The sequence below is a fragment of the Pseudomonas sp. TE31087 genome (assembly GCF_057284075.1).
The window spans coordinates 242006-255369 of the sequence record NZ_JBXVNN010000001.1 but is presented as its reverse complement, the minus strand read 5'-3'; the positions used below and the strand labels follow the sequence as shown (position 1 = coordinate 255369).

Annotated in this window: 1 pseudogene; it reads right to left on the bottom strand. The window is 69.1% G+C overall.

The window, feature by feature from the left end:
• Positions 1-131: 131 nt before the first annotated feature.
• Positions 132-13081 (bottom strand): annotated as a pseudogene (locus ACZ899_RS01085) (non-ribosomal peptide synthetase).
• Positions 13082-13364: the final 283 nt, after the last annotated feature.

Below are 13364 nucleotides of genomic sequence, written 5' to 3'. Positions count from 1 at the left end.
TGCGCACTGTGTGCAGCGTAGCACCGGCAAGGGTGAGGATTACAGGGTGGCCATACGCCACATCGGCGCGTCAGCGCGGGGCCTGCCTGATCCTGTGGGAACAGGCACGCCCCGCGCTGAAGGCAATGCAGTTACAACGCCTCCAGCTCCGCCATCAGGTCGCTCAACCGATCGACCTTGGCGTCATCCAGCGCGCTGTCCTGCAGCCCGCGCACATAGTCCGCCAGCTCTTCCACCGTGCTGCACTCGAACATCGCCCGCAGCGGCACGTTCAACTGCAGGGCCTTCTGCACCCGCGAGGCGATCTGTGTCGCCAGCAGCGAATGCCCGCCCAGCTCGAAGAAGTTGTCGCGCACGCCCACCCCGTTCGGCCTTGAGCACATCGGCCCAGATGCCGGCGAGGGTCTGCTCCAGCTCGTCGCGCGGCGCCAGGTAAGCCTGGCTGTGCTGGCCACCGATCTCGATGGCCGGCAGCGCCTTGCGGTCGAGCTTGCCGTTGGCGTTGTGCGGCAGGCTGTCGAACCAGCCCCAGTGCAGCGGCACCATGTACTCCGGCAGCTCGGCGCGCAGGCGCTGCTTGAGCTGGTCGAGCAGCGCGGCGTCGGCGGCGACGCCCTGGTGCGCCACCAGGTAGCCGACCAGGTGCTTGCCGTTGACGCCTTCCTGCACGCCCACCGCGGCATCACGCAGCTCGGCTTGCTCGTGCAGGCGTGCCTCGATCTCGCCCAGTTCGATGCGGTAGCCGCGGATCTTCACCTGGTGGTCGATACGCCCGACGTACTCCAGCACGCCATCGGGACGGCGGCGGGCCAGGTCGCCGGTGCGGTACAGGCGCTCGCCCGGTGCACCGTACGGATGCGGAATGAAAGCCTGGGCGGTGCGCAGCGGATCGCCGACATAGCCACGGCCCACGCCGGTACCGGCGACGCACAGCTCGCCCACCGCGCCCAGCGGCACCAGGGTCTGGTCCTCGCCGAGCAGGTACAGGCGGTTGTTGTCGGTCGGCGTGCCGATCGGCAGGTAGCTGCCCTGGGTCGAGGCGGCATCGACGCGGAAGAACGCCACGTCATCCGAACACTCCGCCGGGCCATAGGCGTTGACCAGGCCGATGGCCGGGTAGCGCTGCAGCCACTGGGCGGCCAGCTCGGGCGGCATGGCCTCGCCGGTCGGCAGCATCCAGCGCAGGCCATCGAGGGCCTGGTGGTCGTTGGCCAGCATGCCCTGGATCAGCGACGGCACGCTCTCCAGCACGGTGATGCCGGTGGCCTGCACATGGCTCAGCAGGCCCTGCGGGTCATGGGCGATGGCGTTCGGCACGATCTGCACCTTGGCCCCGAACAGCGGCGCGGCGAGGAACTGCCACACCGAGATGTCGAAGCTCTGCGAGGCGGTCTGGGCGATCACGTCCTGCTCGTCCAGGGCCAGGTACGGCACCTTGCTCAGCTGGTTGTTGAGCATGCCGCGCTGCTCGACCATCACGCCCTTGGGCAGGCCGGTGGAGCCGGAGGTGTAGATCACGTAGGCGAGGTTGTCCGGCGCGCTGTGGATGCCCGGATTGTGGCTGGCCACGTTGCTCGCCTGCAGCTCTTCCCAGACCAGCAGCTTCGGCCGTGCAGCGCCCGCCACTTCGTCGAGCAATTGGCGCGCCTGCTCGGCGCAGGCCGCGCTGCACACCAGCACCGGCGTGCGGCTGAGCTCGACGATGCGTTGCAGGCGCGCCGACGGCAGGCCCGGGTCCAGCGGCAGGTAGCCGGCGCCGGCCTTGAAGCTGCCGACGATCATGCCCAGCAGCGCCAGGCCGCGCTCAGCCAGCAGCGCCACCGGTTGGTCGATGGCCACGCCGGCCGCGACCAGGGCATGGCCGAGGCGGTTGGCCGCCACGTTCAGCCCGGCATAGTCGTAGGACGCCTCCAGGCAACGGGCGACGGTGCGCTGCGGGTGCGCGGCGACCCGCGCCTCGAACAGCTCGACGTAGCTCTGCTCCAGGGCGTAGCTGTGCTCGGTGCGGTTGCAGTCGTCGAGCAGGAAGCGCTGCTCGTCGGCGCCCAGCAATGCCAGTTCATCCACCTCGCCGTCGAAGCCTTCGACCAGCGCCAGCAGCAGGCGCTTGAACTCGGCGAGCAGGCGCTCGACGGTCGGGTAGTCGAAGTAACGCTGGTCGAACGACAGGTGCAGGCCCAGGTCGTCGCCCGGGTAGCACACCGCAGTCAGCGGGAAGTTGGTGTGGGTGCGGCCCGAGTCGGAACTGGCATCCAGGTGCTGGGCATGGTCGAGCACGGCGGTTTCCACCGGGGCGTTCTCGAACACGAACAGGCTGTCGAACAGCGGCTGGCCCTTGGGCAGTTCGCTGCATTCCTGGATCGCCACCAGCGGCAGGTACTCGTACTCGCGCAACTGCATGTTGCGGTCGAGCAGGCCTTGCAGCCAGTCACGCACGCTGCGCCGCTCGCCGGGCTGCGGCATCTGCACGCGCAGGGCGATGCTGTTGATGAACAGGCCGACCGTGCGCTGCATCTGCGGCAGGCTCACCGGGCGCCCGGCCACGGTGACGCCGAACACCACGTCGCGGTCGCCGCTGTAACGGGCCAGGGTCAGGGCCCAGGCCGCCTGGGCGAAGGTATTGACCGTCAGCTGGTGGGCCTGGGCCAGTTCGCGTAGGCGAGCGCCCTCGCTCACCTCGAGGCGGGTGTAGCAATCACCCACCACCATGCCGTCACCGGCGTGATCGTGGCGCAGCGGCCGATCGCTGGGGATCGCCGTGGCCCGTTCGAAGCCGGCCAGGTTGGCCTGCCACCACTGGCGCGCCTCGTCGAGGTCCTGGCGCTGCAGCCAGCCGATGTAGTCGCGGTAGCGCGGCGGCACCGGCAGCTGGGCCTGGCGCCCTTCGCCCAGGGCCTGGTAGATCTCGAAGAAGTCGTTCATCAGCAGCGAGCGGCACCAGGCATCGATGAGGATGTGGTGGTTGCTCATCATGAACCAGTAGCGCGCGTCGTCGACGCGCACCAGGCGCAGGTGGAACGGCGCTTCGCGCAGCAGTTCGAAGCCGGCCTCGCGCTCCTGTTTGTGCAGAGCCTGCAGACGCTCCTCCTGGGCGGTCTCGTCGAGGCCGCGCCAGTCCTGGTAGTCCACCGGGGTCTTGCCGGGCTTGTGGATGATCTGCAGCATCGCTTCGCCGGCGTTCCAGCTGAACGATGCGCGCAACGCCTCGTGGCGCGCCACCACGGCCTGCCAGGCCTGGGCGAAGCGCTCGGGGTCGAGGGCGCTGTTGATGCGGTAGCGGTCCTGCATGTAGTAGATGCCGGTGCCCGGCTCGAGCAGGGTGTGCAGCAGCAGGCCTTCCTGCATCGGCGTCAGCGGGTAGACGTCCTCGATCTCGGCGGCCGGGATCGGCAGCGCGTCGATCTGCTCCTGGGTCAGTTGCGCCAGCGGGAAGTCCGACGGCGTGAAGCTGCCGTTGCCGTCCGCCAGGCAGTGGCCGACCAGGGCCAGCAGCTCCTGGCGGTAGGCTTCGGCCAGGCGGGCAATGGTCGCTTCGTCGTAGCGCTCGGCGCTGAAGCTCCAGCGGAGTTGCAGCGCGCCGCCGTATACCTGGCCATCGACGCTCAGCCAGTTCGGCAGCGGCGCGTCGAGGTCATGGGCCAGGCCTGCGGGAGCGTCCAGCGGCTGGAACAACGCCGCCTGGTCGAACTGCTGGTCGAACTGGCCCAGGTAGTTGAAGGTGATGCGCGCCTGGGGCAGCGCGGCCATGCGTTCGCGCCCGGCCTCGTCGGCCAGGTAGCGCAGCACGCCATAACCCAACCCCTTGTGCGGCACCTGGCGCAACTGCTCCTTGATGCGCTTGATCGAGCCGGCACGGGCCGATTCGCCCTCGCCCATCTCCGGGCTCAAGCTCAGCGGGTAGGCATTGGTGAACCAGCCGACGCTGCGGGTCAGGTCCATGTCCTCGAACAAGCCGTCGCGGCCATGGCCCTCCAGTTGCACCAACACCTGTTGGTCGCCGCTCCACTGGCACAGGGTGCGCGCCAGGGCGGTCAGCAGCAGGTCGTTGACCTGGGTGTGGTAGGCCGCCGGCGCCTGTTGCAGCAGCTGGCGGGTCTGCTCGACGTCCAGCTCGATGGCGATGCTGCGGGCATGGCGGTGCAGGTTGCCGCCCTGGGGATGGTCACAGGGCAGTTCGCGACGGGCGTTGCCCAGTTGCGCTTGCCACCAGTCCAGCTCGTCGCGCAGTGAATCACTGCCGGCATAGCTGGCCAGGCGCGCCGCCCAATCGCCCATGGCATGGGTCTTGGCGGCCAGCGTTTCACCGCGGTACAGCGCCTGCAGGTCTTCCAGCAGGACGCGCCAGGACACGCCATCGACCACCAGGTGATGGATCGCCAGCAACAGGCGCTGGGCGCCCTGCTCGTCGCTGACCAGCAAGGCGCGCAGCAGCGGCCCCTCGGCAAGGTCGAGGCTGCGCTGCACATCGGTATAGAGTGCCTGGCAGTCCTCGAAATCACTCACGGTCGCGGTCCACAGCAACGGCTGGGTGCTCGGCTGGGCGTACTCGGCCTGCCAGCGGCCGCTGGCCTGGCCGAAGCGCAGGCGCAGGCTGTCGTGGTGTTCGACCAGCGCGGCCAGGGCCTGCTCCAGCGTCTCGGCCTGCAGCGGCTGGCGCACCTGCAGCAGCACCGCCTGGTTCCAGTGCTGCGGTTGCGGCACTTCGCTGTCGAAGAACCAGTGCTGGATCGGCGTCAGGCCGCTGTGGCCCTCGCGCGCGCCCTGCTCGATGCTGCTCGGCGCCTCGCTGCGGGTCACCACGGCCGCCAGGGTCTGGATGGTCTGGTGCTGGAACAGGTCGCGCGGGGTGAACTGCAACCCCAGCTGGCGGGCCCGGCTGACTACCTGGATCGACAGGATCGAGTCGCCGCCCAGTTCGAAGAAATTGTCCTGCACGCCGATGCGCGACTGGTTGAGCACTTCGCGCCAGGCCTGCGCCAGCTGGCTTTCCAGCTCGTTGGCCGGGGCCTGGTAGTGCTGGCGCGCCTGCTCCAGGTCCGGCGCCGGCAGCGCGCGGCGGTCGAGCTTGCCGTTGCCCATCAGTGGCAAGCTGTCGAGCAGCACCAGGTGCGCCGGCACCATGTAGTCCGGCAGATGCTGGCGGGCATCGGCCTTGACCGCCTCGCGCAGCAGGGCCTGGGCCTCGGCGTCGGCGCCGGCCTGCGGGCACACCAGGTAGCCCACCAGCTGCTTGCCGCCCGGCAGGTCGAGGGCCAGGACCACCGCCTCCTCGACGTCGGCGTGCTCCTGCAGGCGGCTCTCGATCTCGCCCAGCTCGATACGGAAGCCGCGGATCTTCACCTGCTGGTCGGCACGCCCGACATATTCCACCAGGCCATCGGCGCGCAGGCGCACCAGGTCGCCGGTGCGATACAGGCGGCCACCGTCATGGCTGAACGGGTCGGCGACGAAGCGCTCGGCGCTCAGGCCTGGGCGGTCGTGATACCCCTGGGCCAGGCCCGCGCCGCCCACGTACAGCTCACCGATGCCACCCTGCGGCAACAGGGCCAGGTCGTCGTCGAGGATATAGGCGGTGCGGGCGCCGATCACCCGGCCGATCGGCACGCTGCCGGCATCGACGGGCAGCGTGTCCGGCGCCAGGCACGCCAGCGGCATGACCACGGTCTCGGTCGGGCCATAGGCGTTGAAGAACTGTTGCGGGGCAAAAGCCTGGCGGATGCGCAGCAGGTGTTCGCCGGTCAGCGCCTCGCCACCGGTGATCACCAGGCGCACCGGCAACTGCTCGCCCTGCCCGGCCAGGTACTGGGCCAGCTGGCTGCCGTAGCTCGGGGTGAAGCCGAGCACGCTGACCTGCTGTTCACGTACCAGCTGGCAGATTTCCTCGGCGCCCCATTGGCCCTGGGCGCGCAGCACCACGCGGGCGCCGCACAGCAGCGGTACCAGCAGGCGTTCGCTGGCGGCGTCGAAGTTGATCGAATAGAAATGCAGCTCGCAGTCGTCGCTGCGCATGCCGAACTCGGCGATCACCGCCTTGCAGTGCATGGCGATTTCACCGTGGCTGACCACCACGCCCTTGGGCTTGCCGGTGGAGCCGGAGGTGTAGATCAGATAAGCCTGGTGCTGCGTCAGGTTGAGGTTGTCCAGGGCGGCGTCGCTGTAGGCGGACAGGCTCGCGGCATCGTCCTCCAGGCTCCAGCGCGCGACACCTGGCGGCAGTTCGCCCAGGGTGTCGAGCAGCGCCCGCTGGCCGATCAGCAGGCCAAGGCGGCTGTCCTCGATCATGTAGCGCAGGCGGTCGAGCGGGTATTCCGGATCCAGCGGCACGTAGGCGCCACCGGCCTTGAGAATGGCCAGCAGGCCCACCCACCATCTCCAGCGAGCGCTCCAGCGCCAGGCCCACCCGCACCTGCGGGCCTACGCCGCGCTCGCGCAGGGCGCGGGCCAGGCGGTTGGCCTGCTGGTCGAGCTCGGCATAGCTCAGGTGCTTGCCGGCAAAGGTCAGGGCCAGGGCATGCGGGGTACGCTCGGCCTGGGCGGCGAACAACCCGTGCAGCGTCTGGTTCAGCTCGAAGTCCTGCTCGCCCTGGAGCTGACCGATCAGCACCTGCTGTTCGGCCTCGGCCAGCATCGGCAGTTCGCACAGGCGCTGTTGCGGGTCGTCGATCAACGCCACCAGCAGTTGCTGCCAGTGCTCGGCCATGCGGGCGATACGCGGTTCGTCGAACAGGTCGCGGCTGTAGGTGAAGCAGCAGCCCAGGCGGCCATCGAGGTCGGTGACCTCCAGGTACAGGTCGAACTTGGTGGCGCTGGCGTCGTTGACCAGGTAGTCCACCTGCATGCCCACCAGCTCACGGCTCTGCTGGAAGGCCCAGCGCTGCACGTTGCACATCACCTGGAACAGCGGGTTGTAGGCGCTCGAACGCGGCGGCTGCAGGGCCTCGACCAGTTGCTCGAACGGCAGGTCCTGATGCGACTGGCCGTCGATGATGGTCTGGCGCAACTGGTCGAGCAACGCGCCGGCGCTCATCTGCCCGTCCAGCTCGCAGCGCAGCACCTGGGTGTTGAGGAAGGCGCCGATCAGCCCTTCGCTTTCCGGACGGATGCGGTTGGCCACCGGCGCGCCGATGCGCAGGTCGCGCTGGCCGCTGTAGCGGTGCAGCAGCGCGGCCAGGGTGGCGGTCATGGTCATGAACAGGGTCAGGCCGCGCTGGCTGTTGAAGGCATGCACGCGCTTGACCAGCGCCGGATCCAGGTCGAAGCGGTAGAGCTCGCCGCGGTGGCTCTGCACTGCCGGGCGCGGACGGTCGGCCGGCAGCGCCAGCACCGGATGCTCCTCGCCCAGACGGTCTTTCCAGTAGGCCAGCTGACGGGCGCCCTCGCCGCCTTCCAGCCACTGGCGCTGCCAGACGCTGTAGTCGAGGTACTGCACCGGCAGCGGCGCCAGCGGCGACTCGCGCTCGTCGACGAAGGCCTCGTACAGCTCGCCCAGTTCACGGGCGAAGATGTCCATGGCCCAGCCTTCGGTGACGATGTGGTGCAGGGTCAGGACGAAGTAGTGCTCGCGCTCGCCGGCCTTGACCAGACAGGCGCGCAGCAGCGGGCCGCGCTCCAGGTCGAACGGCTGGTGCGCCTGGTCGTCGGCCAGTTGCTGCAGGCGTTGCTGGCGGGCTTCGTCGGCCAGCGCGCTGAAGTCGTGCCAGTGCAGTTGCAGGTGGCTGTCGTCGGCAACGCACTGGTACGGCTTGCCGTCGATGCTGGGGAAGGTGGTGCGCAGGGTTTCATGGCGCACGATCAGCGCCTGCAGGGCACGCTCGAAGGCGTCCACATGCAGCGGTCCCTGGAAGCGGGCCATGCCGCCGACGTTGTAGGCGGGGCTGTGCGGGTCCATCTGCCAGAGGAACCACATGCGCTGCTGCGAGTACGACAGTGGCACGGCCTGGCGGCGGTCGACACGGGCGATGACGCCTTGCCGGTTACGCTCGCCGCTGCCCTGCAGGCGGGCGATTTCGGCGCAGAACGCGCCCAGTTCGCTGGCGTCGAACAGGGCCTTGAGCGGCAGCTCGACATCCAGCGCCTGGCGGGTGCGCGAGACGATCTGGGTGGCCAGCAGCGAGTGGCCGCCGAGGGCGAAGAAATCGTCCTGCAGGCCGACCTGCGGCAGGTTCAGCACTTCGCGCCAGATCGCCGCGACCTGCTGCTGCAGCGCGCTCTGCGGCTCGACGTGTTCACGTTGCTGCCAGACTGGCGCCGGCAGCGCCTTGCGGTCGACCTTGCCGCTCGGCCCCAGGGGCATCTGCGCCAGGTGGATGAGCTGCGCCGGCACCATGTAGGCCGGCAGGCGCTCGGCCAGCGCGACCAGCAGCGCGTCGCTCTGCTCGATGCCACTGTAGTACCCCACCAGCTGGGCGCCAACGGCGTCCTGGTGAATCAGCACCAGGGCCTGGGCAACACCCGGCTGGGCCAGCAGCACCGCCTGCACTTCCTCGGGCTCGACGCGGAAACCGCGCACCTTCACCTGCTGGTCGAGGCGGCCCAGGTACTCCAGGGCCTGGCTCTGCACATGCCAGCGGGCGCGGTCGCCACTGCGGTACAGGCGCGCGCCGTCGCCATCGGGCTGAGGCACGAAACGTTCGGCGGTCAGCCCCGGGCGGCCGAGGTAGCCACGGGCCAGGCCCGCGCCTCCCAGGCACAGCTCGCCGGGCACGCCAGGCGCGCTCAGCTCAAACTCGTCGTCCAGCACCCGGCACAGCACGTTGCCCAGCGGGCGGCCGATCGGCGAGCGTTCGCGATCACTTGCCTGGCAGTGCCAATGAGTGACGTTGATGGCGGTTTCGGTCGGGCCGTAGCGGTTGTGCAGTTGCACTTGCGGCAGCAGTTGCAGCACGCGGTCACGCAAGGCCGCGGACAGCGCCTCGCCACCGGAGAACAGCCGGCGCAGGCTGGTGCAGCCAGCGGCCAGCGGCTCCTGGACAAACACCTGCAACAGCGGCGGCACGAAGTGCAGCGTGGTCACCCCGTGTTGCTGGATCAGCTGGGCGATGCGCTGCGGGTCACGGTGCTCGCCGGGGCCGGCCAGCACCAGCTGGCAACCGGTGACCAGCGGCCAGAAGCACTCCCACACCGACACGTCGAAGCTGATCGGTGCCTTCTGCATCAGCACGTCGCTGGCGTCCAGCGCGTAGGTTTGCTGCATCCACTGCAAGCGTTCGGCCAAGGCCGCGTGGGTGTTGCCCACGCCCTTGGGCTGGCCGGTGGAGCCGGAGGTGTAGATCACGTAGGCAAGGTTGTCGCCGTGCAGGTGCAGGCCCGGGGCCTGGCTCGGCCAGCTGTCCAGGTGCAGCTGATCAAGGGCGATGGCGCTGACGCCGTCCACCTGCGGCAGCTTGTCGAGCAGGCTGGCGTGGCTGAGCAGCAGGCCGGCCTTGCAGTCGGCCAGCATGTAGGCCAGGCGCTCGGCCGGGTAGTCGGTGTCCAGCGGCACATAGGCGGCGCCGGCCTTGAGAATGGCCAGCAGACCGACCAGCAACTGCGGCGAACGCTCGAGGGCAATGGCCACGCAGGTGTCCGGGCCGACGCCCTTGTCGCGCAGGTAGTGGGCCAGGCGGTTGGCCTGCTGGTGCAACTCGGCATGGCTGAGCTGGCCGCCCTCCCACACCAGCGCGGTGTGCTCGGGGGTCAGGCGGGCCTGTTCATTGAGTTGCTCGACCAGCAGCCGCGGCGCGCTCGCCATCGGTGCCTGCCCCCAACCGAGCAGTTGCGCGCGGCCTTGTTCATCGAGCAGGCGCACCTCACCGAGGGCCAGTTGCGGCTCGGCGCAGACCTGCTCGAGCAAGGCCAGCAGATGGCTGGCCAGGCGCTTGACGGTGGCCGCCTCGAACAACCCGGCGGCGTAGTCGAAGGCCAGCGTCAGGCGGCCCTGGTGGTCTTCCTCGCTGTGCAGCTGCAGGTCGAACTTGGCCTCGCGGCTGTGCCACGGCAACTCTTCGGCCAGCAGCCCGGGGAGGCGGCGCAGGGCCGACAGGTCGCGCTGCTGGTGGTTGAACATGACCTGGAACAGGCCCTGTTCACGGGCCTGCGGCAGCGCTTCGAGCAGTTGTTCGAACGGCAGGTCCTGATGGGCCTGGGCCTCCAGGGTGGCCTGGCGCGCCTGGGCCAGCAGCCCGGCGAACGGCAGGCGGCCGTCGAGCTCGGCGCGCAGCACCTGGGTGTTGATGAAGAAGCCGACCATGCCCTGGGTTTCCAGGCGCGGACGATTGGCGTTGGGCACGCCGACGCGGATGTCGCCCTGGCCGCTGTAGCGGTGCAGCAGGGCCTGCCAGCCGGCCAGCAGGACCATGAACAGGCTGGCCTGCTGGTCGCGGGCCAGGTCCTTGAGGGCGCTGGTCAGCGCCGCTGGCACCTTGAGGCTGTGGCGCGCGGCGCGGGTGTGCTGTTGGCTGGCGCGGGGCTGGTCGGTGCACAGGTCGAGCACCGGCAGTTCATCACCCAGCGTGTTCTTCCAGTAGTCGAGCTGACGGGCGCTCTCGCCGTCGGCCAGCCAATGGCGCTGCCACTGGCCGTAGTCGGCGTAGCCCAGTGTCAGTTCAGGCAGTTGCACGGCCTGACCCTGGGCGGCGTACAGGCGGGCGAACTCATCCAGCAGGATATTCAGCGACCAGCCGTCAGCGACGATGTGGTGCAGGGTCACCCACAGCTGGTGCTCTTCGTCGTCCAGGCGGGCCAAGGTCACCCGCAGCAGCGGGCCCTGGCGCAGGTCGAACGGCTGCTGCGCCTCGTCCTCGCGGCGCGCGGCCACCTCGGCGGGCGACAGCCCTTCGAGGTCCAGATGACGCAGGCTGAACGACTGGTCCGGCAGGATGCGCTGCACGGCCTGGCCGTCAACCTCGTCGAACAGCGTGCGCAAGGATTCATGGCGGGCGACCAGGGCCTGGAAGCTTGCCTGAAGCGCCGCTTCGTCCAGCTCGCCGCGCAGGTGCAGGCCGGCGGGGATGTTGTAGGCGGCGGACTGCGGCTCCAGTTGCCACAACAGCCACAGGCGATTCTGCGCCAGGGACTGCGGCAATGCCTGGTCGCGGTCCTGGTTGCGGATCACGCCGGCTGCGCTGCCGCCTTCGGCGACAATGGCCGCCACGGCGGCGCTGTACTCGGCCAGGGTCGGCGCTTCGAACAGGGTGCGCAGGCTCAGTTGCAGGCCCAGCTCGTCGCCCAGGCGCGCGGTCACCTGGGTGGCGGCGATGGAGTTGCCGCCCAGCAGCAGGAAGTGATCGTCCGCCGCCACCGATTCGACCTTGAGCAGCTCACGCCAGATACCGGCGATCCGTACCTGCAGGTCGTCACCCGCCACGCCATTACCTTGCTCCGTTTGCGCCGTCGGGAACCGCGCATAGATATCCAGGCTGCCGTCGTTCATGCGCAGGCGGCAGGCCGAGCGCTGCAGCTTGCCGCTGGAGGTCTTGGGCAGCGCGCCGGGGTTGAGCAGCAGGACCACGGCCGGCGCCTGGCGGCAGGCGTCGGCGATGACCCGGCGCAGGGTGTTGATCAGCGCCTCGGGCGTGTGCGCCTTCTGCACGTTGCGGCTGATCTCCACCGCCACGCCGATGCCTTCCTCGCCCTGGTCGTCGACGGCGAATACCGCCACCCGGCCCCTGCGCAGCACCTCGACCTCACGCTCCAGGGTCTTTTCCAGGTCCTGCGGGTAGATGTTCTGACCACGGACGATGAGCATGTCCTTCAGGCGCCCGGTGACGAACACCTCGCCATCGCGCATGAAGCCCAGGTCGCCGGTGCGCAGCCAGGTCTGGCCGTCCATCTCGACGAAAGTGCGGGCGCTGGCCTCGGGGTTGCGCCAGTAGCCCAGGGCGATGCTCGGGCCGCCGGCCCAGATCTCGCCCACCTGGTTGTCAGCCAGCACCTGCAGCTGTTGCGGCTCGACGATGCGCACCGCGTGGCCCGGCTGCGGATAGCCGCAGCTCATCAGCACGCTGCCCTTGCCCAGCTCGGCACGGTTGGCGGCGAAGGCCTCGGCATCCAGTTCCAGGGCGCCGATGCCCTGGCCACGGCGGCTGCCGCTGACGAACAGGGTGGCCTCGGCCAGGCCGTAGCTGGCGAAGAAACTGCTGGCGTCGAAGCCACAGGCGGCAAATTTTTCGGCGAAGGTGTCGAGGCTGTCCTGGCGGATCGGCTCGGAACCGGAATAGGCCACGCGCCAGCGGCTCAGGTCCAGGCCGGCGATTGCGGCCTCGCTGACCCGCTCGCTGCACAGGCGGTAGGCGAAGTCCGGGCCGCCGCTGATGGTGCCGCCGTATTCGCTGATCGCCTGCAGCCAGCGCAGCGGCCGGGCGAGGAAGTAGCCCGGCGACATCAGCACGCAGGGCACGCCACTGAAGATCGGCTGCAACAGGCCGCCGATCAGGCCCATGTCGTGGTACAGCGGCAGCCAGCTGACGATCACGTCGTCCGGGTTCAGGTCGATGCCGAAGCCCTGGCGGATCAGTTGCTCGTTGGCCACCAGGTTGCCATGGCTGACCTGCACGCCCTTGGGCAGCGCGGTGGAGCCGGAGGTGTACTGCAGGAAGGCGATGTCATTGCCTTTGAGCTCAGGCTCGCGCCACTGCCCGGCCAACTGCGGGTCCAGACGATCCACGGCCAGCAGGCCCGGGGCGTTGGCCCCTGCCAGGGCTTCGAGGCCCTGCAAACTGTCACACAGCGCTTCTACCGTCAGCAGCAGGCGCGGCTCGGCGTCGTCGATGATCGACAGCAGGCGCTCCTGGTGATGCTGACGCGAAGACTCCGGCGGATACGCCGGCACGGCGATCACCCCGGCATACAGGCAGCCGAAGAAGGCCGCGACATAGTCCGGGCCGCTGGGGAACAGCAGCACGGCGCGCTCGCCGAACCCGGCCCGGGCCTGCAACGCCGCGGCGATGGTCCGCGCGCGCTGGTCGAGGTCCCGGTAGCTGAGCACCGCCTGCTCGCCGGGCGCGTCGGCCAGGAAGCGCAAGGCAATGCGCTCAGGGGTCTGGGCGGCGCGCTGCGCCAGGGCCTGGACCAGCGAGTGCGGGAGTTCGAAGGCGTCCGTCATGGAATGTTCCTGCCAGTGTCTGGGTGAGTCGCGCCTGACTGGCCCGCGCACGACAGGCGGGCAGTGTTCGGCAGCCGAGATGTACACAGGGGAACGGATGGGCCTGGGAAGAAATTAGGCCCGTCGGACGGCCCGGGAAGGCCGGGCGCAGAGGGATGGAGTGAAGCCGTTCACAGCCTGGAGCTTAGAACTAAAATGGATCAAAACTCATTAACTTTCGTATTTGACAATCATTATCATTACGAATAGTTTGTCGCACGTCGTAGGAAGCCTCCCTCAGGGG